At 37.4% G+C, this 21,348-nt stretch carries 26 protein-coding genes and 1 pseudogene; 21 read left to right on the top strand and 6 right to left on the bottom strand.

Annotated elements, in window-relative coordinates; all coding sequences use genetic code 11:
• The first annotated feature begins 29 nt into the window (after positions 1-29).
• From FAZ25_RS07645 to FAZ25_RS09675, 5 genes are all read left to right on the top strand, one after another.
• Positions 30-533: a haloacid dehalogenase gene (locus tag FAZ25_RS07645; RefSeq protein ID WP_192269335.1), complete on the top strand. Its 504-nt coding sequence runs from the start codon at positions 30-32 to the stop codon at positions 531-533.
• Positions 534-629: 96 nt separating this feature from the next.
• Positions 630-755, top strand: a complete 126-nt coding sequence (locus FAZ25_RS09685; RefSeq protein WP_004901588.1) for a hypothetical protein — start codon at positions 630-632, stop codon at positions 753-755.
• A 40-nt stretch (positions 756-795) separates the two neighbouring features.
• Positions 796-930, top strand: a complete 135-nt coding sequence (locus FAZ25_RS09680; RefSeq protein ID WP_004901585.1) for a hypothetical protein — start codon at positions 796-798, stop codon at positions 928-930.
• Between the two features lie 98 nt (positions 931-1,028).
• Complete coding sequence (locus FAZ25_RS07640; protein ID WP_004901582.1) at positions 1,029-1,277, top strand: GlsB/YeaQ/YmgE family stress response membrane protein; 249 nt, start codon at positions 1,029-1,031, stop codon at positions 1,275-1,277.
• A 70-nt stretch (positions 1,278-1,347) separates the two neighbouring features.
• Positions 1,348-1,473, top strand: a complete 126-nt coding sequence (locus FAZ25_RS09675; protein ID WP_256430629.1) for a hypothetical protein — start codon at positions 1,348-1,350, stop codon at positions 1,471-1,473.
• Positions 1,474-1,499: 26 nt separating this feature from the next.
• On the opposite strand, the gene FAZ25_RS07635 is transcribed toward FAZ25_RS09675, so the two are convergent.
• Entirely contained in the window at positions 1,500-1,973 is a 474-nt protein-coding gene (locus FAZ25_RS07635) for an MscL family protein (RefSeq protein ID WP_192269332.1), read from the bottom strand.
• A gap of 204 nt (positions 1,974-2,177) precedes the next feature.
• Complete coding sequence (locus tag FAZ25_RS07630) at positions 2,178-2,894, bottom strand: GntR family transcriptional regulator (RefSeq protein ID WP_004906438.1); 717 nt, start codon at positions 2,892-2,894, stop codon at positions 2,178-2,180.
• A gap of 168 nt (positions 2,895-3,062) precedes the next feature.
• Between FAZ25_RS07630 and FAZ25_RS07625 the strand changes: the two genes are divergently transcribed.
• The 3 genes and pseudogenes from FAZ25_RS07625 to FAZ25_RS07615 all read left to right on the top strand — a co-directional run bounded on the left by FAZ25_RS07625 (position 3,063) and on the right by FAZ25_RS07615 (position 6,091).
• Positions 3,063-4,463 (top strand): glycoside hydrolase family 1 protein, encoded by a 1,401-nt coding sequence (locus FAZ25_RS07625; RefSeq protein WP_192269329.1) that lies wholly within the window; start codon positions 3,063-3,065, stop codon positions 4,461-4,463.
• Positions 4,453-5,754, top strand: a pseudogene (locus FAZ25_RS07620) (PTS sugar transporter subunit IIC). The gene FAZ25_RS07625 and the pseudogene FAZ25_RS07620 overlap by 11 nt, the downstream one beginning before the upstream one ends.
• A gap of 19 nt (positions 5,755-5,773) precedes the next feature.
• Complete coding sequence (locus tag FAZ25_RS07615; protein ID WP_004906441.1) at positions 5,774-6,091, top strand: PTS sugar transporter subunit IIB; 318 nt, start codon at positions 5,774-5,776, stop codon at positions 6,089-6,091.
• 75 nt (positions 6,092-6,166) lie between these two features.
• Here the strand turns inward: FAZ25_RS07615 and FAZ25_RS07610 are convergent, their stop codons facing one another.
• The 4 genes from FAZ25_RS07610 to FAZ25_RS07595 form a co-directional block, all read right to left on the bottom strand.
• Positions 6,167-7,558: a glycoside-pentoside-hexuronide (GPH):cation symporter gene (locus FAZ25_RS07610; RefSeq protein ID WP_012305135.1), complete on the bottom strand. Its 1,392-nt coding sequence runs from the start codon at positions 7,556-7,558 to the stop codon at positions 6,167-6,169.
• A 40-nt stretch (positions 7,559-7,598) separates the two neighbouring features.
• A complete protein-coding gene (locus FAZ25_RS07605) occupies positions 7,599-9,299 on the bottom strand; it encodes an alpha-glucosidase (protein ID WP_192269326.1) in 1,701 nt (566 codons plus the stop codon).
• A gap of 249 nt (positions 9,300-9,548) precedes the next feature.
• Positions 9,549-10,919: an FAD-dependent oxidoreductase gene (locus FAZ25_RS07600; RefSeq protein WP_147002246.1), complete on the bottom strand. Its 1,371-nt coding sequence runs from the start codon at positions 10,917-10,919 to the stop codon at positions 9,549-9,551.
• Between the two features lie 118 nt (positions 10,920-11,037).
• Complete coding sequence (locus FAZ25_RS07595; RefSeq protein ID WP_040176897.1) at positions 11,038-11,730, bottom strand: YjjG family noncanonical pyrimidine nucleotidase; 693 nt, start codon at positions 11,728-11,730, stop codon at positions 11,038-11,040.
• A gap of 105 nt (positions 11,731-11,835) precedes the next feature.
• On the opposite strand from FAZ25_RS07595, the gene FAZ25_RS07590 reads away from it, so the two are divergent.
• The 13 genes from FAZ25_RS07590 to FAZ25_RS07530 all read left to right on the top strand — a co-directional run bounded on the left by FAZ25_RS07590 (position 11,836) and on the right by FAZ25_RS07530 (position 21,306).
• Positions 11,836-12,492 (top strand): cyclic nucleotide-binding domain-containing protein, encoded by a 657-nt coding sequence (locus FAZ25_RS07590; RefSeq protein ID WP_004905831.1) that lies wholly within the window; start codon positions 11,836-11,838, stop codon positions 12,490-12,492.
• A 103-nt stretch (positions 12,493-12,595) separates the two neighbouring features.
• The gene (locus FAZ25_RS07585; RefSeq protein WP_192269324.1) at positions 12,596-13,720 is read left to right on the top strand and encodes a toxic anion resistance protein; all 1,125 of its coding nucleotides are present in this window, start codon (positions 12,596-12,598) and stop codon (positions 13,718-13,720) included.
• Positions 13,701-14,561, top strand: coding sequence for a YceG family protein (locus FAZ25_RS07580; protein ID WP_192269322.1), 861 nt, complete (start codon positions 13,701-13,703; stop codon positions 14,559-14,561). Before FAZ25_RS07585 ends, FAZ25_RS07580 begins: the two co-directional genes overlap by 20 nt.
• A 10-nt stretch (positions 14,562-14,571) precedes the next feature.
• On the top strand, positions 14,572-15,138 hold the full coding sequence (locus tag FAZ25_RS07575) for a hypothetical protein (RefSeq protein ID WP_227005717.1): 567 nt from the start codon (positions 14,572-14,574) through the stop codon (positions 15,136-15,138).
• Positions 15,139-15,307: 169 nt separating this feature from the next.
• Positions 15,308-16,639, top strand: coding sequence for an NAD(P)/FAD-dependent oxidoreductase (locus tag FAZ25_RS07570; protein ID WP_192269319.1), 1,332 nt, complete (start codon positions 15,308-15,310; stop codon positions 16,637-16,639).
• Between the two features lie 100 nt (positions 16,640-16,739).
• Positions 16,740-17,288, top strand: coding sequence for a M20/M25/M40 family metallo-hydrolase (locus tag FAZ25_RS07565; protein ID WP_243236206.1), 549 nt, complete (start codon positions 16,740-16,742; stop codon positions 17,286-17,288).
• Between the two features lie 258 nt (positions 17,289-17,546).
• A complete protein-coding gene (locus FAZ25_RS07560; protein WP_004902823.1) occupies positions 17,547-17,816 on the top strand; it encodes a hypothetical protein in 270 nt (89 codons plus the stop codon).
• Between the two features lie 3 nt (positions 17,817-17,819).
• Positions 17,820-18,776, top strand: coding sequence for a replication initiator protein A (locus FAZ25_RS07555; protein ID WP_004902821.1), 957 nt, complete (start codon positions 17,820-17,822; stop codon positions 18,774-18,776).
• A 23-nt stretch (positions 18,777-18,799) separates the two neighbouring features.
• The gene (locus FAZ25_RS07550; RefSeq protein ID WP_004902819.1) at positions 18,800-19,072 is read left to right on the top strand and encodes a hypothetical protein; all 273 of its coding nucleotides are present in this window, start codon (positions 18,800-18,802) and stop codon (positions 19,070-19,072) included.
• On the top strand, positions 19,044-19,403 hold the full coding sequence (locus FAZ25_RS07545) for a hypothetical protein (protein WP_141562998.1): 360 nt from the start codon (positions 19,044-19,046) through the stop codon (positions 19,401-19,403). The genes FAZ25_RS07550 and FAZ25_RS07545 overlap by 29 nt, the downstream gene beginning before the upstream one ends.
• The gene (locus FAZ25_RS07540) at positions 19,393-19,809 is read left to right on the top strand and encodes a single-stranded DNA-binding protein (protein ID WP_004902815.1); all 417 of its coding nucleotides are present in this window, start codon (positions 19,393-19,395) and stop codon (positions 19,807-19,809) included. Before FAZ25_RS07545 ends, FAZ25_RS07540 begins: the two co-directional genes overlap by 11 nt.
• Positions 19,809-20,792 carry a hypothetical protein gene (locus tag FAZ25_RS07535; protein ID WP_004902813.1) on the top strand — a complete coding sequence of 328 codons (984 nt, stop codon included), beginning with the start codon at positions 19,809-19,811 and terminating at the stop codon, positions 20,790-20,792. The genes FAZ25_RS07540 and FAZ25_RS07535 overlap by 1 nt, the downstream gene beginning before the upstream one ends.
• A 205-nt stretch (positions 20,793-20,997) precedes the next feature.
• Entirely contained in the window at positions 20,998-21,306 is a 309-nt protein-coding gene (locus FAZ25_RS07530) for a hypothetical protein (protein ID WP_004902811.1), read from the top strand.
• Positions 21,307-21,348 lie beyond the last annotated feature (42 nt).

Here is a 21,348-nt window from a genome sequence, read left to right as displayed (position 1 = left end):
CCATAACCTATTTTGTGGGGGAACAACTAATGACCAATCAACTTTATAACCAAGCGCAAGCGTTTCACCGCTTTTTTGATGATCGAGAACCAGCCACGCCAAAAAAATTACAGCAGGCTGACCTGATGAACCGAGTTGGCTTTATTTTGGAAGAACTAACTGAACTCGCAGTAAGTAATTGTGATAAAGAGGAGGAAATAGCGCAAACATTTCGAGAAATTAATCGTCGTTTACTGGCTGCAAAAGAGAAAATTATGACTAAGGGAATGAACCAAAATGATGTCATTGTGCAACAAGCTGATTCACTTGGAGACATTATTTATTTATCATTTGGCAGTTATGTTTTAATGGGTGTTGATCCAACCGAAATATTAGATATTATACACAATGCGAACATGCAGAAATTATTTCCTGATGGTACAGTTCATCGTGATAAGGTCACTAATAAAGTTCTCAAGCCAGTGCGTTGGGCAGAGAAGTACGCACCAGAGAGACAGATTAAACAGGTAATCACTACGCAACGGCAGTCTTGATAGGTGACCAATATACAGCTTGTTTGAAAATAAGCGTTTAAAAGGGTATAATTAGGACAAGGTTAGAAATACCAGAAGCAGAAAGAGGTGTTTATTATGAAAAAATTAAGAACCGGAACGGGATTTTGGAGTAAGTTATCACTTTTACTTGCTGTTGCACAACTGATGTTCAGTGTTTATCATGAAATTAAAGCGACACGCCCTAAAATTGAGAAAAAATAAGGGTGTATAACTAAAGTTAAGATTAATGGAGGAATAGTATATGCTGAAGTCTATTTTTAAGTTTATGGTTGCCTCGAGCCTTATTGTTGGTGGAATTGTTGTGGCGGGAACTATTTTCACTGCAAAAAGTATTGATAAAGCTGGTGACAAGCTGGAAGACCAGATTCATGGTTAAACGCTATAAAATGATGAGATACATGTGTAATTGATTAAATCATCCTGTAGTAGTATAATAGATAATAGTTCTAAAAGGAACTAGAAAGTGAGGGTATTATGGGATTGATATGGACACTTATTGTTGGCGCAATTATCGGTGCTATTGCTGGTGCCATTACTAGTCGTGGTGCAGCCATGGGATGGGTTAGCAATATTGTTGCAGGATTAGTTGGTTCTTGGCTTGGCGAGCATTTACTAGGTGCATGGGGCCCAAGTCTTGCTGGTATGGCTCTAATTCCTTCGATAATCGGTGCGGTAATTCTGGTACTTATTGTTTCATGGATTACAAGCAAAACAAGTAAATAGTAGTTACCATAGTCGACAGGTTATAACTTGACTAAGCTGTTTGTACAGATATAAAAAGGAGAATAATCACATGACTAATAACGAAGAAGATATTGATGTAAAGAAGCAAAATAAAAAAGACGATCCAAACTCAACGGATAAGGAAAATGTGTTTGAACACAATCCGAAAAACGCTGATTATAAAAAAGCGGATTAATATTAATGTAACAAAAAAGCACAACGTTAGTCGTTGTGCTTTTTTAATTGTTCAAGAATTTGGTGTTGAAGTGCAATTGTTTTTTCGTTTTGTTGCTGGAGTTTTAGTGCATCAGCGTGTGCTTGATTATATCCCCACTTATCAACCGAGTTGACAATTAGAGTATCATTGATAAATTTTATTGTATAAAAAACAATAAAAGCAATAAAAATCATCGTAATTAAACTATTAAAAAATGCACCAAAGGGTTTTGTAATGAAGGTATAGTTCATGACATGTGATTTTGAAAAAAGCCATAGATGTACAAAGGCTAATACACCAGAAACAGTGTTGACTAATTCCTTGACTGTTGCACCAAAACTATTACCAACAACAACTGAGATAACAAATGTTAACAGGTTTGGGGCAAAAAGAAATTGTTTGAATTGGCCAAAAGATTCAGTTGATTTATTGATGACTTGGTTCGTTTGTGCTTTAAAAAATTGTTGGGGATTTTTCATAATGTCCTCTTAGATAGATGTCATGATCTTAGTTACGTGCAAGATAATCGTAGTAACAATAAAAATGACCACCATATTCGATGGCCATTCATTAACATGTTTAAGAAAATTGCGCGCCTATTAGGTTTGTAGGCGATTTATATATACAATTGACCATTGCTACGGATTTATTATAACATAGCCAGTTTTTGATGTCATGTAACGTTAAACCATTGGCACTTTATTAAATACTACAATGCTTCCTTTATCATAGCGGTGACGTGTCTGTGCATATTCGAATATACGACCATCTTTTAAACTAACAGTTTGTGAGACTTGCAAAATAGGGTCGTGCGTTTCACAGTCAAGGTATTGGATATCGTCATTTTTCGTTTTGTCTGCACTTATTCGTCGAACAGCATTACCGATTTCGAGTCCTAAATCATGCTGGATAAAGGCAAAAATAGAACGCTCTGCAACTTCCTTAGTTAAATTTGAAATGACAGATAACGGCATGATAGATTTAGTTAATTCGTATGGATTATTATCTAATTTTCTTAAGCGGTAGATATCATACACAGGTATTGTACTTTCAATATGTAGTTTTTGACTTTCTTCATCTGTTGGCAGGCGAATTTCAAAGTGCAATACTTGTGTTGAAACAGTTGCTTTGCCAGCAAATAACTGTGTTGTACCACCATATTGAGATGAAATAATGTCTAGCGCTGAAGAATAAGTGGGCGAGACGTACGTACCACTACCTTGTTTCCTAATAATTAAGTTATCGTTAAAAAGAATGTCTAATGCCTTCTGGATTGTGACGCGAGATGTATTAAATTCTAGTGCTAATTCAGCTTGTCTCGGTAATGCTTCGCCTGGTTGGTAATTACCTGCTTCGATGCGCTGACGTAATTTTTTTGCAACTTGTTGGTATAAGCTCATACTGGAAATCCTTTTTCTAGTTAATCAACACTATAATACCATATTTTATATAGATAAATATATATTCTTATGTTGTAAATATAAATATATAATTTGTATTGACAAATTATATAAAAGCGAGATAATACGTGTATAAGTTACTTATTTTTTATGCGGAGGTTATGTTTTATGGTAAAAAAACGGTTTTTATGGGGTAATTCGGTTTCAAGTATGCAAACCGAAGGCGCTTGGAATATAGCGGGAAAGGGACCATCAGTTTACGATATTAAGCAAGCTAGTCAGGAACAAAGCGACTTTAAGATTGCAATTGATTCGTACCACAAGTATAAAGAAGATTTTGTTTTGATGAAGCATGCCGGAATGAATGCTTATAGATTTCAAATCTCTTGGTCACGTGTTATTCCAGATGGTGATGGCGCTGTTAATGAACAAGGACTAAAATTCTATGAACAATTTATTGATGACTTAATAGCCCAAGATATTACACCAATTGTTTGCTTATATCATTTTGATATGCCGCTATCGCTAGCGCAAAGATTTAATGGACTTATCAGTGATCATGTCAGAGAAGCTTTTGTACAATTTGCCAAAATTGTAATTGATAAATTTGCTAAAAAGGTGCCTTACTGGATTCCGATTAATGAACAAAATTGTATGACCTTTGCAGAAGGGTTTGGCAATTCGGGTTATTTGGTCGGGGAACAAACGCTTACTGAGCTGTACAAAATAGCCAACAACTCGCTCATTGCTTATGTTGAAATTGCTGATTATATACATCACTTTTCGAACCTTAAAGTTGGTGGGATGGTTGCCTATCAAGAAATGTATCCAGCATCTCAACTACCTAACGATGTGATGTATACACGTAAAGCAATGGAATTTATAAATGAAGATTTTCTCAGTTTTTTTGCTACAGGTAAACGTTCACCAGAAGTGATCAAGTATATGCAGAAACATGGTTTCACGCAACTGCTTGATGAATTGGAACAAGCTGTGTTGAACTATCCCAATATAACCAGCGACTTTCTAGCTTTCAGTTATTATTATAGTTTGGTTATTGATAGTAACTTAATCGATAACAAGCGTGCACCAAATACATTTATGTCAGATGGGCATATTGCTAATGTCAACCTAAAGACGTCTGATTTTGGTTGGCAAATTGATGCAATAGGCTTTAGAAATACAATTACAAAAATGCATAATCGCTATAATTTACCAATTTTAGCTGCAGAAAATGGTATTGATGCGATTGAACATTACGATGGCAAAAACATGATTAACGATGATTACCGTATAGCATATCATCAAGAGCATATTAACGAAATGTGTAAAGCCATTGAGATAGATGGCGCAAATGTTATTGGGTATTTAGGTTGGGGATTAATTGATATTCCAAGTTCAAAAGGGAATGTTGAAAAAAGGTATGGTCTAGTCTATGTTAATCGTACAAATAAAGATACAAAAGATCTCAAACGCATTCCTAAAAAAAGTTATTTTTGGTTTAAAAAGTTCATAGCTGAAAAAGATACTCAGCTGAGTCAGAAAGGAGAAGTGTATAATGACGACTAAAAATCTTTGGCAACGCTTCATAGAAAGGTTCACGCAAATTTCTATCAAAGTGGGAAATCAAATTTATCTAAGATCCTTAAGGGACGCTTTTGCGATGATTATGCCTTTATTTATTTTGGCCGGTTTAGGTGTATTGATTAACAATGTGTTTTTTCCACTATTCTTAAAGGGCAGTTTATTAACAAATTACCAAACTTTTGGAAATCTGATAGTTAATGGTACGCTAAATATAGCTGGACTACTGATTGCACCAGTTGTTGCTTATTGCCTAGCACAAAATCGTAATTACAAAAATGCATTAGGTACAGCAATTGTTGCATTAGCTGGTTTAATTGTCGTGATGCCGACAACGATACAAGCGTTACCAGTGGGAACAAAGAAACTAGTTGATATATCAGGTTTCTTGTCTTATAGTAATATTGGTGTGACAGGTATGTTTGCAGGCATTATTATTGGTTTATTTGCCGCTGAATTATTTATCAAGCTGTCTAGGATTGAAAAAATAAAAATTAATCTTGGCGAAAACGTACCACCAGCAGTTAGTGCCTCTTTTCTCACGTTGATTCCAACCATAGTTGTTATTGCAATCTTGGCCATTATTTCTGCAGTCTTACTGGTTGTGTTTCATACTGATCTTATCAAGCTGATTACAACGATTATTCAAGAACCTTTACGACGCGTAAATACCAGTCTGCCTTGCTTTTTATTAATTTACACAGTGGGTAATCTACTATTTGGATTTGGCATACATCAGGCTGTAATAAATGGGACGTTATTGGATCCGGTACTATTGATTAATACAAATAAAAATATGCAGGCTTTCGCAGCCGGGGATCATGTACCATATATTATTACCAGTGTTTTCAGAGATACGTTTGGTATGATGGGTGGGACTGGTAGTACCTTGTGTTTATTAGTTGCTACGTTCATATTCTCGTGAGTCAAAGCAAGTCGAGAAGTTACTAAACTGTCCATAGTCCCTGGTATTTTTAATATTAACGAGCCAGTTATTTATGGGTATCCTATTGTTTTTAATATTCCACTACTCATTCCATTCGTTTTAACACCAATTATTTCGTTGTTAATTGCCTATTCTGCTACTGTCCTTGGTCTAATGAATAAAACGGTGGTATTAGTGCCATGGACGACACCGCCGTTGCTTAATGGCTTTTTGGCAACTGGTGGCGATTGGCGAGCCATTGTTGTTCAAGTTATTAGTTTTACCGTTGGAGTCTTGTTTTATATACCATTTATGAAGATAAGCGAGGCTGTTTTGGCCAAGCAACGTTAAGAAATAGGAGTAGACTATTATGTCAAAAAAAACAATTATGCTATGTTGCGCAGCTGGTATGAGTACCAGTTTACTTGTGAATAAAATGAAGAAATCAGCTGAAACGTTAAAAGTTGATGTTGATATTTTTGCGACGGCTGTTTCTGGTTTTGACCAAGAACTGGCTAGTCGACAGGTCGACTGTGTGATGTTAGGACCACAAGTTAGTTATATGGCGGATGACTTTAAAGCAAAGTTATCAGAACGAAACATTCCTTTGGTTGTAATCAGTATGCAAGATTATGGTCTGATGAATGGTGAACGCGTTTTGAAACAAGCACTCGATTTGTTGAATTAACTTGTTACCATACCATTGTGTTACAAAAAATATAACACAAACAAAAAACGCCAAAACGGCGTTTTTTGTTTGTGACTACATTGAATATTCATCGTTTTCACGCTGATGTTTAATTGCTAAATCTTGATTCATCTGCTTTTCTTTCTCTGCAGTTAAATTATAAAAAACGACAAGCATAAAGCCAATAAAGAGAGCGATGAGAGGAATCCAAACGTAATTAAATTCGATACTCAACAGCGAAGAGGCACTTTGCGTCTTATTTGGAACATATTGTCCCAGTGCTAAGAGCCAACCTGTGATTGCGCCACCTAATCCCATACCAAATTTAGCGGTAAAACTGGAAGCTGAAGTGACAATACCTTCTGCACGTACGCCGTTTTTCCATTCACCGTAATCAACAGCATCAGATAACAATACCGCTGGTAGTGCACCCACAAAGCCATTACCAAAATTACCGACGATTATACCAATAATAACAATTGGAATATTTAACATATGCGCGCCAATGCCTAGAATGGCTTGACCAATAATGCCAATAAATAACCCAGCCAGCATGGTATTCTTCTTGCCTAATTTGCCAACCACATATGGCGTTAAGAAAACCGAAATGATACCTGCTGCATTAAAGAATAGCGCTAACGGAATTAAACCTGGGGCGTTTAGATTATACTTGAAGAAGTACATCGTTACCTGTCCCTTAGCACTCATGCCAATCCAATAAATAAAAATTTCCAAAACAACAATTAACCAGGGCCAATTTCTTTTTAGTGCTTTTAAAGACTCTTTAATTGGCAAAGCTTGTTGCGATGAACGTGTTTGAACGTGTTCTCTTAAGTTGAAAAACGCGACTAGATAGAGTACAAAGAATACTGAGGCGCCTAGTACAGCTACCCAGAAAAAACCGCGGCTTTGATCTTTACCACCAATCAGTGTAACTAAGGGTAAGGCAATAACGGATATTAAAGTACCACCAAAGTTAGAGAACAACGAACGGATTGTTGATAGTAAAACACGTTCTTTTGGATCAGTTGTCATACTTGGTAAAATTGATGTTAATGGAATATTGATGGCTGAATATAAAACGTCTACACCAATATAGGTGACATAGGCCCAGACAATTTTCCAAGTCATGGGTAAGTCGGGCGTTGTGAAGCAAAGAATGGAGAAAAAAGTGAAGGGGGCATTAAACCACAAAAAATAAGGTCGACTTTTCCCCCATCTTGTGTGTGTGTGATCAATTAAAATCCCCCAAATAGGGCCGTCAATAGCATCAATAACGCGGGCTACGAGCATTAAAGTACCGACGGCACTAGCTGTAATACCGAATACATCAGTATAAAAATACATTAAATAGGTGCCAACAAGGTTAAAGCTAAAGCTACAAGCAAAATCACTAATACCATAGCTTAGACGCTCATTCCAAGGTAGCTTGCCGCTATTTTGTTCAATACTTACATTACTTGCCATAATAATAACCTTCTTTATTCATTAATTTTCTATGGAAACATTAAGCGTTCGGGGCATATTGATAAACTTTAACTTCGTATGGACGGATTATATCTAACAAATCATCATGATAATTTTGAATGAGACACTTATAATGTTTTGGTAAATCAAAGTGCCGGTTGACCGTTTTGTCGGTGAAATTAGCAATGATGAGTAATACCATGTCACTGTTTTGTCGCGTATAGGCAAAAATTTGATCATCTGTTTCATTATTTGCTACAAGATCAAATCGGCCATTCGTGATGACAGGCAATTTGTGACGTAAGGCAATGAGTTGTTGGTAAAAATAAAAGATGGAATTTTGATTTTCAAGGGCGGCCTCGGCATTAATGGTTTTATAATTAGGATTAACTTCTAACCAAGGTTTATGCGCGCTGAATCCAGCATATAACTGGTTACCCCATTGCATAGGCGTTCTTGCATTGTCGCGAGAATGTACGCGAAGATAATCTAGCATGTCATTTGAGGTTGCCAAACCTTTTTCTAGCACGGTAGTACGGTATAGGTTGATTGCTTCAACATCACGATATTGTGAAATATCGTGAAAGTTATCATTATTGGTCATGCCAAGTTCTTCACCTTGATAAATATACGGTGTGCCTTGCATGAAATGGAGGAGTGCTGCCAGCATTTTAGCCGATAAGTCACGAAATTCCGGAGCTTTATTGCCAAACCAGGATACAGCCCTTGGCTGATCATGGTTACTCCAATACAAACTAGTCCAGGCACTGCCAGCAAAGGCCTTTTGCCATTTTACGAGACTCTTTCTGATGTCATGCAACGTTGGTTTGTATCCGGAAAATTGTCCTAAAGCTGCATTTGAGTTGCCATCATAGCCAACATGTTCAAATTGAAAAAGCATGTTCAGTTCGTTTCCATCCAAACTTGCATACCTTTTTGCTTCATCAGTCGTGACACCAGTTGTTTCTCCAACCGTCATCCAATGATGCTTTGAGAGCACTTTTTGGTTCATTTCTTGAATATACTGATGGACACGTGGACCGTTAGAAACTACTACGCCTGGGTTACCGTAGGTATCATTTTCTTCGACTGGGGCATCAGGTAAATTCTTAGGTTTAGAAATCAGTGAAATGACATCCATTCTAAATCCGTCGATACCTTTGTCTGCCCACCAATTCATCATTGCAAAAATAGATTCTCTAACATCAGGATTATCCCAGTTTAAATCAGGTTGTTCTTTTGTGAATAAATGCAAGTAATATTGACCAGTAGGCTCATCATACGTCCATGCAGGACCCGAAAAAAAAGAGCCCCAATTATTTGGTTCGTGTCCGTTTACTGGGTCTCGCCAAACATAATAATCACGATATTTGTTTGTTGCTGGCTTGCTGACCATACTTTTTTGGAACCACTCATGTTGAGATGACGTGTGATTCACTACTAAGTCCATAATGATTTTCACATCTAGATGATGGGCTTCGCTAATTAACGACTCAAAGTCAGACATCGTACCCAGTTGCGGATTGATACTTTGATAATCAGAAATATCATAGCCGCCATCAATATCCGGTGTTTGATAGATAGGGTTTAGCCAAATGACATCAACACCTAATGCTTTGATATAGGGTAAACGATTAATAATACCTTGTATATCTCCGACGCCATCGTTATTGCTATCTTGAAAACTTTTTGGATAAATTTGATAGACAACAGCCTTTTGCCACCACTTATCATAAGTCATAATAGGTTACTCCTTTTGTTAGTTCGTGCGTATTCGATGCTTTAAATAACTAGCAGTAGGATAAATAAATATCACATACTAAATGGAACGTTCCAAGTTATGCCACAATTATATAGCTTAAAATAATAAAATGCAAGCGCTTACATTTTATTATTTATCATTTATTGGCAATTGATGTATACAAAAAAGTGATTACCATTGTTGGTAATCACTTCTAAAATCTTTAGCGTAATCGTATTGTTTTACATTTTAAAAAGCTGGTTCTCCGAGGGCATGTTGTGCTGCTAAGTTGAGTAGACTCCATTGACGGTCAAATTCTGGTTGAAAGAAAAAGTCTGCTTCAGCTAAATCTTCTAAGCGGAGATGATGTTGAATAGCTAGCGCAATGACATTGCCCTGGGCAGTAATGTCATAAGTAGAGAGAACTGCGCCGCCCAAAAGACGATGAGTTTGTGGCTCATAATCTAAGGTGACATAGACATCACAGTTTCCTTTACTTTTGGGCACATAATTTGGTCTTAATTGATCTTGATAATATGCACTCCGCAATGTTACGTTAGCCTTTTCTGCTGTAGTTGTATTTAAACCGGCCGTGGCAAATCTATAATTAAAGACACTCAATGCAGATGATCCCACAACACCATTAAAAGGTAATGCAGGTTGATTTTCAAACAAGTGGGTAATCACATAACGTACCTGACGACGAACGACTGATGCCAAAGCAATAGGTAATTTAGTTTGTGCAGGTATCGAGTAGGAGAGAACAGCATCTCCTACAGCATATACATCTGATACATTCGTGCGTAAATACTCATCAGTCTTAATCCAGCCACGATTATCAAGTGCAACAACGCCATCTAACCAACTTGTATTTGGTTGAACACCAACAGCTTGAATGACCAGATCTGTCGGATAATTATTGTTGTTGGTCTTAACAGCAGTGACTTTATCTTGACCTTCAAAACTTTGAATGTTGGCGCCAGTAATAACGGTCACACCATTATCTTTTAGTTCCTTTTCTATGATGGTTGTTAGCGGTGCATTTAAATAGTTACCCAAAGGACGATCGATGACATCTATGAGTGTCACGTTTTTACCTGCTTTGACGCTTGCTTCTACAGCCTCAATGCCAATATAACCAGCACCAACCACTGTAATGTTTTGAACTGAGGGATCTTCCAATTTGGCTTTTATTTTTGTCGCCCAATCTTTGCCACGCATTAAATAAACGTTTTCAAGTGTACTACCGGCAACTGGCAATCGTTTAGGTGTAACGCCAGAACTTAGTATCAACTTGTCATAATCATATTCTTGTGTTTGATTAGCCGTTGTGTCCCTGACTGTTACAGTTTTCTGTTGTGTATTGATTGCGATGACTTCGCTGTTATTATAAATTTCTGCACCGAGGTGACTGATATTTTCCGGACTGAAATTGCGAACATCATTGACGTTAGTTACACTATCTTCCAGATAAAGTTCCATCCCACATGACATGAATGACACAAAATCTCCGGCTTCAAATAACTTAATATCAAGCTCAGGATATTGACGCGTTAACTCTAAAATAGCTTGGTGTCCACCGTGTGAAGCACCAACTACAATAACTTTTGTCTTTGACATCTTATGTCCTCCTTAACATCATTGTAAAACAGTTGCGCTTGTAATGAAAGTTTCGAATAACTGCAGCATATTTGCGGTATGAAAAACCCGTAACAAAAGACTTGTATAAATTCTAAGGTTAAGACATGTTTTGCGTAATGATTGTCAACATATCATGATAGTTTTGCGCAACATAATCAGGCTGAATCGTAGTACTTGATTGTTCATTACGTGGATTAAACCATATGTTTGGTAATGCAGCATTTACTGCCCCTTGTATATCTGCAGATAAACGATCACCAACCATGACAGTATTATTTCGGGTTATATGATGCCCATGTTTTAATATATGGGTAAAGAATTGTGGATTAGGCTTGTTATAACCAATTTCTTCTGAGATGAAAACATCATCAAAATAGGGCATTAAACCTGCACCTTGTAACCGCGCATATTGTGTTTTGGCAACGCCATTTGTGCCAACGATAAGTTGATAGTTTTGTTGTTTCAGGCTATCAAGCAACGCTATAGCTCCTGGGATAACATGATAATTTTGGTTTAGTTTAGCGCGATAAGTTTTTTCTAATTGCCCACCGTCAGCTGATATACCGAATTGGGCAAGTGTGTCTGAAAATCTGGTGTTAAGTAATGGTTGCGCTGGATGGCCATTTTCAATTTGGAGCCATACTTGTGTGTTTATTTTGTTATAGGTTTGGAAAACCTTGTCTAAATCTTTGATCCCTTGGGCAATAAAAATGTCACGTAACCCTTCATATTCACCACGTTTAAAATCTAAAAGGGTGTCATCCAAATCAAATATAATATTTTTAAGCATCGTTATTATAGCTCCTGTTCAATCGTTCAATCTTTTTGCTAGTACAAGTAAGTATACTGAATATGTTAAAATAATAATATGCTATAATGCACATTTGGAGTAACTATGCTTGATGTCAAAATTATTGAAGATAATCAATTACAATTTCTACCATCGGCAGTCGTTAACGGTAGTTTTTTAACACATTTTAAAAACGGAGACATAATTACCACCTCAGAAAGCAATAACCACACGGCCAGACTATATTATATGGTTAAGGGTCGTGCAAAAGTCATTTTTTTATCACAAGAAGGCCAGACCAATTTGATTCAATTTCTAAAGCCCAATGATTGGATAGGTGAACTAGAATTTTTAACGACTGAAAATACTTCAAAACAGGTTATTGCTATTGGGGATACAACGTGTATCACAATACCTAATGTACTGGTCAATCAGTATTTATTAACTAACGTTGACTACTTAAAAAACATGAACCAATACCTGACAAGAAAACTATTAGAGCGTACAGACATGATGATTGTTGGCCAATCTTATCCGTTCAAATTTCGTTTAGCATCATTTATTTTAGCTGATACTTATCGCGGTGAATATAGCGAACCACACGCTGTTGTGATGGCTTATCTTGGTATCAGTTACAGGCACTTATTAAACACCTATCAGCAGTTTGAAACGGCACAGCTATTGATAAAAGTCGGGCGTAATCGTTATCAAGTCAATACCGCAAAACTAAAACAATTAGCTGGCAAAGCTATTTCGCGCTAAAACAGTACAGAGCCTAAGATAAAGTAACCAAATTGATTGAGTTTTATATCTCAACCGTTGTATAATAAAGAAATTTAAAAATCAAACAAAGGATGTCAAGTGCATGTCAAACTTATTTTCAGTTGATACACCGGCTATCGAACCACATAATAATCAATATGAACCGCAATCTGTTACTGCAAAGGCGTTGATGTCTGATTCTGAAGTGATTAAAATAGCTGACAGTATTGATTTGACAAATACGGTCGCTTTATATGATTTAGGGAAAGAACCAGCAGATGAAATGTCAGGCATTGCTGGTAAACTACTTGATAAACTCACTGTTGCTGATACTATTGGCTCAACTAAAATTCTAGACGCATTAGTCAAATTAACAAAACAAATTGAGTTTAAGGAACTTAAGTTAGATCAAGAACGTGGACTGAGGGCTTTATTTCATAAGGCAGAAGCAACACTGAAAGCACGTGTAGCAAAATACCAGTCAATTGGTGGTGAGGTTAAAACGTTATTTGTGGAGCTCAAATCCTATGAAAACACCATTCAAAAACGTGTGGATGATATGGATCAGCTTGCTGTGGCCAATACAACATATGCTAAAAATTTGGATCAATATATTGCGTTAATTTATATTTTGCGTAATCGACAAGCTATCACGATTCAAAATACACTGTTGTCCGCACAAGGTGGTGACGAAGATGCGCAAATTGCATTACCAAAGTTGCAACAAGCAGCTGAAGTTTTGGATAAACGCGCATTTGATTTAGAGCAGGCTAAAACGATGGCAACCATTACAGCCCCTCAAATCAAACAAACCCAAGATAACAATCTGAATTTAATTCAACAGTACCATTCGGCATTTATTAACACGATTCCGGCCTTACAAACAGGCCTTATTCAAGCTGTTACAGCGTTGCAAGGCAATTATGCGCAACAGGGACTTAATGCACAAAAACAGGCAACAGCAGACTTGATGAAGAAAAATGCGGAGCGTTTGGCCGTCAACAATAAATTTATTTTGGAATCAAGTGGTCAACCAACGGTCTCTGTTGAAGATATGCAAAGTATTGTCACAACAATATTAGATGCAGTTCAAGAAACTAAAACGATTGAGCAGGCGAATGCTAAAAAGCGTGAAGCATCACGTCAGCAGATGAACAAAATAATGACTGATTTTAAATCAGCCGTTAATGATGTTAAGGTAGACAATAATGGTCAAGAAAACAATTAAAACATTAGCACGTCAGGCGCAAGATGAACTTCTTGAAGAATCACAAAACAGTGCTTTATTGCAGGAAGATTTTGCCACAAAGGCTTATCAAATGGATGTTGTGCGGATTGAAACAACATTAGCTGAATTAAATATTTTGCTTGGTATGCCAGCAGTTATTCGTTCTGGTTTTGTACAAGATGATGCTAATAAATTAATCACTATCCCGACCGTTTTTGCTAAGGTTGATGGGCTGCCAGCTAATGAAAAACCATATTGGCAACACCTTGACAGTATTCGTGATACAAATGGGTTACAAGCATTAGTTACGCGTCATATGAACACAAGTGACTGGCGAATTTCATCAGAAGACTTTAATGCTATTATGTCTAATTTTACGGCACAAGCGTTACAACAATCTGATGCTTGGGCTTATCAATTACTGAATAAGTTATTGCAAAACCAAATTGCCGAAGCAATTGTTGCACTGCTTAGTGATTGGCCGTTCAGTGTCTCGCAAACAATCGAAAATCAGCAGTTTGTTTTATCGGTATTGCTAGACCTACCTAAAGAGTTATTAGAAATGAGTCTGGAAGTTGACTATCCAAAAGAAGTCCCATTATTGGCCGTGGTACATCAAGAGTCTCTGGGTGAATTAACATTCGAAGATATTGTGGCTTTTAACATGTTTCATCAGCTAGGTTGGGATGTTGTTGTTTATTCACCACATGCTTTTGCATCGTTAGAAAATTATATGACAACAGGCAGCTATGATAAATTCAGTTACGATAAAGTCAGAACAACCTCATCAGCAACTGGTGATCCGAAAAAATCCTTCCTACAAAAGTGGTTTGGTAATTAGGAGAAAGAAATTGAAAAGTATTACACATCACATGGCCAAATTATGGCTAATATTATTGATTGCGCCATTGGTCGCTTTTGCACCGGAGAATGCTGCGGCTCGCAGTTTCAGTGGTGGGAGTCATACAACTGGTGGTGGACGCACCACATCACGTTCAAACCCATCGTCAACGTTTAGAAGCTATCAAACACCTAAATCAGAGACACCACGTTCTGGCACTGACAGAGTGCAACAAAAAAAGTATCGTATCAATCGCGACAATAATAGGCAAACACGCTATCAATCTTATCGTTCGCAACCCAGACAAGGTGGCATCATGTCTGACTTTGGGCGTAGTTTAACGCGTGGCATCGGTTGGGGTGTTGGTTGGTCGATTGGTAGTCATATGGGAAATTCCTTATGGCATACTATGTTTGGATTTGGCAACAACACTTACTATGATCAAGACGGTCGCATGCAAACACAATCGGGTGGTTTTGCTGGCTGGTTTATCTTAATCTTATTAATTATCATCATTGTAGTGGTGGTTAAATTGCTACGGCGCTCAGGAAATAATTATCGACGCCATGAATACTAACCTGATAATAGGTCTAATTATGCTTAGAAACGATGACTATCGTTTCTTTTTTATTTGTGATAAATGGTTCAAAATAGGAATATATAGTGTTTTTCGATATAATATAATTAACAGGTTAGTTGGAGACACATCGTCTGTAACACCCGGAATGAACTTGGAGGAAAACTAAATGGCAACATATGATTATGACGTTTTGTACATTGGTAGTGGGCACGGTACCTTTGATGGGGCTATTCCCTTAGGTGCCAAAGGCAAAAAAGTAGCCGTGGTGGAGCAGGACTTAGTAGGTGGAACATGCCCTAATCGTGGTTGCAATGCAAAAATTATTCTTGATTCCCCAGTTGCGTTACAAAGACATATGGAAAATGTGCATGGGGTTGTTACTGGTGAGACAACAATTAATTGGCCAGCTAATCAGGCACACAAGCATGCCGTAATTGATGGTTTGCCAGCCTTCATTCAAGGTTTATTAGATAACAATAATATTGATATTATCTTTGGCCGTGGCATCTTAGCCGATGAGCACACGGTAAAGATCAATGGGCAAGCCAAGACAGCAAATAAAATTGTGATATCAACAGGTCTACGCTCAAATCGATTAGATATTCCTGGCACAAATTTTGCTCATGATTCTGAAGAATTTTTAAACTTAGAGCAGATACCACAGCACGTTACAGTGATTGGTGCGGGTTATATTGCCATGGAGTTTGCAACGATGGCAAATGCAGCGGGTGCAAAAGTGACAGTCTTGTTGCGAGGCGATAAAGCGCTCCGAGCATATCATCAGCCGTTTGTAGAAGAAATCATTAACGATTTAACTCAGCGCGGTGTAACCTTTATGCGTGGCGTAACTGTCGAAGAAATCACTGAAAATGGGCAGCAATATACTGTTAATACTGGCAGTGCAGCGATTGAGACCGATTGGGTACTTGATGCGACAGGGCGTATCCCCAACGTTGAAAATATTGGCCTAGAAGAAGTTGGTGTGAAATACAACGCGAAGGGTATTGTCGTTGATGATTATTTGCGCACTTCGGTCCCTAACATCTATGCTTCTGGGGATGTTATTGATAAGTCTCAGCCTAAGCTAACGCCTACAGCTATTTTTGAATCATTGTATTTGATGCACACATTTGCAGGCGAAACAACAGAACCAATTGTTTATCCGGTTATTCCGTCAGTTGTCTTCACTTCACCACGTTTAGCGCAAGTTGGTGTTACGGTGGCGGAAGCAAAGGCTCATCCGGAAAGTTACACGCTGGAAACAAACCACATACCAGATGATTGGTATCGACAAGTTGATCAAGAACAAATGGGTGATAATGTATTAATTTTTGATAAAAATCACAAACTTGTTGGCGCGACTGAAGTATCACATAAAGCAGATGATGTCATTAATGCCTTATTACCTGCTATTGAATTCAAATTTGGACCCAGTGAAATTGAACGTATGGTACATCTATTTCCAACCATTGCCTCATCTGCATGGGGACAATTATAAAAAATCAAGAGGCGCCTCTCATGATAATGACAAGGTGCTTTTTTTAAGCGTTATTAGTGATGTGTATTGATGAACTTAATGATCTAGAAAGTGTGAAAGAATGAATCAAGCAGAACAGATGTTACAAGACATTGTCGGGATGAACACAGCCGGTAATCATGAGGCTGATGTTGCAGCATACCTAGAAGCGCTCTTTAATCAGCACAATATTACGAATAAACTTGTTAAATTATCTGACAGGAGGATAGGTGTAATTGCTGAAATTGGCAATGGGAATGGACCAATATTAGCTTTTGATGGACACGAAGATACAGTAGCACTGGGCGACATGAATAAATGGCAGCATAATCCACTGAGCGGTGAGAAAATCGATGGTAAAATATTTGGTCGCGGTATAACTGATATGAAGTCTGGATTAATGGCAGCCGCAATTGCTATGGTTAATTTAAAGAAACAGGAATCCAAACTAAACGGTACTTTCAAATTTTACGCAACAGTCGGCGAAGAAAGTGGTGAAATCGGTGCCAAACAAATGGTTGAATTAGGCTTAGCTAGCCATATTGATGCCTTATTGATTGGTGAACCGAGTGGTTTACCGCTTGCAATTTGCCCGCACCTTTTTAAGTGTAAAGTGCATAATTTAGCTTAACAGAGGGCTAGGAAACACATATTTATCAACGCATCAGGCTGTTCAGCCAAAACTCTGCGTTAGATATATGTTATATTGTCATTGTTTTGTAAATATATTCACAAATTATACATACAAAATAGATGAATTATATAATTCTATTCTTTAAGTCCTTTGTTGGGCTTATTTTTTTTGCATATTTTTTAGAACAAATCGTCCAAATGACGGTTAATTTTTTGCACGATTCGTCCGCAAAAGCGGATATACACAGGGGTTATTATGAAGAACATTTTTGGGGCTAAGTTAAAGGCTTATCGTTTAAAAAATCGCCTTTCTCTGTCAGAGTTAGCTAATAAGTCTGAAGGAAAGATCACAACATCTACTGCATCAACAGCTGAAACGTCACCAGATTACGATCCACGTTTAGCAACATTCATCGAAATGTATCGTTATATTGATCTTCCTTTTGACCAGTTATTAGAAGAAATGGGTTATGGAGAAGAATATCAGTCATCCTGGTACAAGAAAATTACTAAGGGGGATAGCTAGCACATGGATAGAATAAGCAAAAAACAAGTAGAAAATAGTGAGAGATTTTATCGTGTACCTAAAGCGCTATTTGAAGATGAACAATACAGTCAAATGAAGCCAGAATCAAAATTAGCTTATGCAATTTTGAAAGACCGGTTCGAACTATCTTTAAAGAATGGTTGGATTGATGACGTGGGTGATGTCTATTTAATTTATAAAAATAGCGCCTTACAACGGATGTTGAGTGTTGGGGAAAAGAAACTAATTGCTATCAAAAAAGAGCTCAACGCTTTCGGGTTACTTGAGGAGGAACGACAGGGATTAAACCGGCCAAACTTACTATACATCGGCAATTTAAATGTTGAAAAAGGAGTTATCCACAGGGTTGAGCCCTTGGGAAACAAGGAACTGTCAAAACGACAGTACCAGAACTGTCAAAACGGCAGTACCGGAACTGTCAAAATAACAGGTCAAGAACTGTCAAAACGACAGTCAAGTGATACTGAGTTTAGTGATACTGATTTGAATGAAACTAAAAATAATTCTTTGGATGATGATGATAAATATATTGGTGAGACCGAGAACCAAAATCAAATTTCAATGCCTGTCAACGACTTACTCACGACAGGTAATCTATTAGTGCAATATCCACAACTAAGAAACCTGGTGCATAAACTAATTTCAGATTTACTGGTTACTGATACTGTACAATCTGCTATCGTGGTCAAATCATTAGTTGATTCGTTAGGGTTTTTAAAAGATGAATTACGAAGTGGCAACACCATTTTGCAAAACCAAATACGCATTCACGGCGAGGTAAGACTCATCAGCATCCTTGAAGAAAATGCCAAAAAACAACTAGCTTACATGAATGAAAATCTGATTGATCATCAACAATTCGGTCGATACTTTGCGAAAGGATTAGCTGCTCGTTTGCGAACAGCTGTGACGACTAATAAGTACGCCATGGGGTATTAAATAGCTTTTAAAAGGGGGAGCGCATGTTACATAAATACAACGTCTTTTTAGCAGTAGATTATTTTAACGCAAAGATATTATTTACTGCGCAGTCATCAGGAGAACTCACACAAAAGATTCTAAAAGCCATCGAAAAAGGCACACTGACAGATGATGGTGCAATCAGAATGTACCGAACATCGCAGACGTCTTATCAGGCCATTCAGAAGTTAATGATGGCCTACAATTTACCATTTCACGAAGCGGCTAAGCCAAAGGAGGTTCAGGATGAAGACCAACCAAATGTCCCTGTTTGATGTGCAAGTATTAAACCGGTTATCGCAGGATCAAGAGGTTTTGATTTTAGTTCAACCACTGAAAAATGAATGCCTGTCTTCTGAAAAGTTTAGGGCTTTGATTATGAAGCATGATCAGCGCAGAACAGTTCGAAATTACGTTTTTGAAGATTGCTTTGGTCAGAAATATGTTGGCTGCCGTTCTTTACCACAGGATGTGCCGAAGCCCACAAGTAGCTATTTGCGGTTGTTTGATACACACCAAACCTTGTCTAAAACATTGAAGTTAAAAATAGCCCCAATTAAACAAGTGATGCAGCAAAGAAAGGATGAGTATTATTATGCAAACTAATCACCACGTCGGCCGTCTCAGTCGCGAAATCAAGTTTTATCTTCGTGGGGAAAAGCAGTTACCTGTCGCTTATTTCTCGCTTGCCATTAACGATTTAAAAGACGGTAAGGCAACTTACATCGACTATGTTTCTTTTGGTAAAACGGCCGAATTAGTTCGTGATCTCTTGACACAAAAGGGACTAGTTGTTGAGGTCGATTTCAACATGAGAAACCATCAGTATACAAAACCAGAAACAACAGAAGTAGTTTATGAAATGCAAAATGTTGTCAATTTTTTCAGAATTTATGGGCAACCAAAAATAGCAAAAACTGTTGATACAAATCAACAAAGTTCGAGTTCTGATTTGCCACCAATACCGAACTTTGACAGTGCCGATTTCAATGAATGGGGAGGTGAATATTGATGATTGCAACAATGAATTTCTTTAAATGGCTTGGTGATAAATTTACTTTTTTGAATCAAAGCTATCAACGTTTTATTACCTGGTTTGTTGAACACCAGCGAAGGAACTTACTCGCGATATTCGCCATTTTCATGCTTGTGGCTGTCTCAGTGACAATTCTTGTCAGTGTCGTACCACGTCCTTCTAATATTCCAAGTACGCCACTCAATACCCCAATGCCTTTTGGCTCAATGAACAAATCTGCTACGTTAACAAAATCTTCATTCAATCCAAACAACGGCGTCTTAGAATTACATTATCGCATCTCAAATGGTGGCGATTCAAAAAATCAATTCGTAGATATTAATAACATTTACTTTACAGCCATTGCCGATACCAAAGGCAGAAAAGTTAAAGGCTATTACATCCCAACTTCGAACAATACTATGGTCGTCAAATTCACCAATTTGAGTTCAAAGTTTAACGTGGTTACCGTGACAGCACACGACAAAAATATCAACACAAATCAAATTGATGCACCCAATAGCGCGAGTGCAATCGCTTCAAGTAGTAGTGCCACAAAGACGTCTAAAGCTGAAGCAAACCAAGGGAAGTTCACGGTCAATCGTGACAAAGTATCGTATTCAAATACGCTGAGAGATGCCTCGCAACGGACTTTAACTATTGAAGAATATCAAGACAAAATAGCCAATCAAAATGAAGTGATTGGTAAGAATAAACAAGCGATTGCATCATATCAAAAAGCGATTGAACAACAGACGGATGCGATTAAAGATTTGGAGAAACAACAAGTCAATACAACTGATAGCTCACTGCAAACAAGCATTGAAAATGCACGGAGTAGTATCACTCAAATTCGTAGTCAAATCTCAGAGGCACGCAACAACATTGGCAACGCAAAGACTAAAGTTGAATCATACGAAGCAACCATCAAGCAGGTTAAAAAAGGACACTCACAGCTACCAAAAACCAAGGAAATTTAATCCACTGTTTTTTAGAAAATAGACCAAAAGGGTCATTTTTTTGCACGAAAATCATGTAAAGAAACCGTATTACATGTGTACAACAACCGTATTACATCTGCCTGATTCTGAAATCCTTGGAATGCCCGCACGGCGGGATAAATCATGCAATGATTTCATTCCCCCTTAACCTGTTACAATCCATAAAATAAAAAAGAGGTAACTTATGAGTCAAACTATAAAAACGATACGTGGTATAGATACAGAAACTATAAATTTAATTGATGCGCGAGCAAGTGAGTTAAATGTCACATCTAACGAATTGATTCGTGAGGTGTTAAAAGACTATGCCAAAAATATTCAAGAAGTTGAGTCATCTGTAGTTTTGCATGCATACATAGATGACTTAATTGAAGCAAACAATCGCTTAATTCAAACGCAAAATCAAAATACATTAGTCATTGGTCAACTGGCCAAAAAAATTATTGAACGCTTAGATTTTTATTTACCCAAAATGGAATTACCAGAAGAATAAGAACCAGTTTGAAGAAGAAAAATGATGAAAGAAAATAGTAGC

The organism is Leuconostoc sp. LN180020, assembly GCF_014844115.1.
Taxonomy (GTDB): domain Bacteria; phylum Bacillota; class Bacilli; order Lactobacillales; family Lactobacillaceae; genus Leuconostoc; species Leuconostoc citreum.
Note: the sequence above shows the minus strand (reverse complement) of the source record. Positions and strands in the feature narration are given on the sequence as shown.

What these genes read in the sequence shown, in the direction of transcription:
- FAZ25_RS07540 (WP_004902815.1), top strand. Translation starts at nt 19,393, where the DNA reads ATGCAAACTAATCACCACGTCGGCCGTCTCAGTCGCGAAATCAAGTTT.
- FAZ25_RS07645 (WP_192269335.1), top strand. Translation starts at nt 30, where the DNA reads ATGACCAATCAACTTTATAACCAAGCGCAAGCGTTTCACCGCTTTTTT.
- FAZ25_RS07600 (WP_147002246.1), bottom strand. Translation starts at nt 10,919, where the DNA reads ATGTCAAAGACAAAAGTTATTGTAGTTGGTGCTTCACACGGTGGACAC.
- FAZ25_RS09680 (WP_004901585.1), top strand. Translation starts at nt 796, where the DNA reads ATGCTGAAGTCTATTTTTAAGTTTATGGTTGCCTCGAGCCTTATTGTT.
- FAZ25_RS07640 (WP_004901582.1), top strand. Translation starts at nt 1,029, where the DNA reads ATGGGATTGATATGGACACTTATTGTTGGCGCAATTATCGGTGCTATT.
- FAZ25_RS07630 (WP_004906438.1), bottom strand. Translation starts at nt 2,894, where the DNA reads ATGAGCTTATACCAACAAGTTGCAAAAAAATTACGTCAGCGCATCGAA.
- FAZ25_RS07615 (WP_004906441.1), top strand. Translation starts at nt 5,774, where the DNA reads ATGTCAAAAAAAACAATTATGCTATGTTGCGCAGCTGGTATGAGTACC.
- FAZ25_RS09675 (WP_256430629.1), top strand. Translation starts at nt 1,348, where the DNA reads ATGACTAATAACGAAGAAGATATTGATGTAAAGAAGCAAAATAAAAAA.
- FAZ25_RS07610 (WP_012305135.1), bottom strand. Translation starts at nt 7,558, where the DNA reads ATGGCAAGTAATGTAAGTATTGAACAAAATAGCGGCAAGCTACCTTGG.
- FAZ25_RS07560 (WP_004902823.1), top strand. Translation starts at nt 17,547, where the DNA reads ATGAAGAACATTTTTGGGGCTAAGTTAAAGGCTTATCGTTTAAAAAAT.
- FAZ25_RS07550 (WP_004902819.1), top strand. Translation starts at nt 18,800, where the DNA reads ATGTTACATAAATACAACGTCTTTTTAGCAGTAGATTATTTTAACGCA.
- FAZ25_RS07565 (WP_243236206.1), top strand. Translation starts at nt 16,740, where the DNA reads ATGAATCAAGCAGAACAGATGTTACAAGACATTGTCGGGATGAACACA.
- FAZ25_RS07585 (WP_192269324.1), top strand. Translation starts at nt 12,596, where the DNA reads ATGTCAAACTTATTTTCAGTTGATACACCGGCTATCGAACCACATAAT.
- FAZ25_RS07635 (WP_192269332.1), bottom strand. Translation starts at nt 1,973, where the DNA reads ATGAAAAATCCCCAACAATTTTTTAAAGCACAAACGAACCAAGTCATC.
- FAZ25_RS07545 (WP_141562998.1), top strand. Translation starts at nt 19,044, where the DNA reads ATGAAGACCAACCAAATGTCCCTGTTTGATGTGCAAGTATTAAACCGG.
- FAZ25_RS07605 (WP_192269326.1), bottom strand. Translation starts at nt 9,299, where the DNA reads ATGACTTATGATAAGTGGTGGCAAAAGGCTGTTGTCTATCAAATTTAT.
- FAZ25_RS07595 (WP_040176897.1), bottom strand. Translation starts at nt 11,730, where the DNA reads ATGCTTAAAAATATTATATTTGATTTGGATGACACCCTTTTAGATTTT.
- FAZ25_RS07580 (WP_192269322.1), top strand. Translation starts at nt 13,701, where the DNA reads ATGGTCAAGAAAACAATTAAAACATTAGCACGTCAGGCGCAAGATGAA.
- FAZ25_RS07625 (WP_192269329.1), top strand. Translation starts at nt 3,063, where the DNA reads ATGGTAAAAAAACGGTTTTTATGGGGTAATTCGGTTTCAAGTATGCAA.
- FAZ25_RS07535 (WP_004902813.1), top strand. Translation starts at nt 19,809, where the DNA reads ATGATTGCAACAATGAATTTCTTTAAATGGCTTGGTGATAAATTTACT.
- FAZ25_RS07590 (WP_004905831.1), top strand. Translation starts at nt 11,836, where the DNA reads ATGCTTGATGTCAAAATTATTGAAGATAATCAATTACAATTTCTACCA.
- FAZ25_RS07555 (WP_004902821.1), top strand. Translation starts at nt 17,820, where the DNA reads ATGGATAGAATAAGCAAAAAACAAGTAGAAAATAGTGAGAGATTTTAT.
- FAZ25_RS07570 (WP_192269319.1), top strand. Translation starts at nt 15,308, where the DNA reads ATGGCAACATATGATTATGACGTTTTGTACATTGGTAGTGGGCACGGT.
- FAZ25_RS07530 (WP_004902811.1), top strand. Translation starts at nt 20,998, where the DNA reads ATGAGTCAAACTATAAAAACGATACGTGGTATAGATACAGAAACTATA.
- FAZ25_RS09685 (WP_004901588.1), top strand. Translation starts at nt 630, where the DNA reads ATGAAAAAATTAAGAACCGGAACGGGATTTTGGAGTAAGTTATCACTT.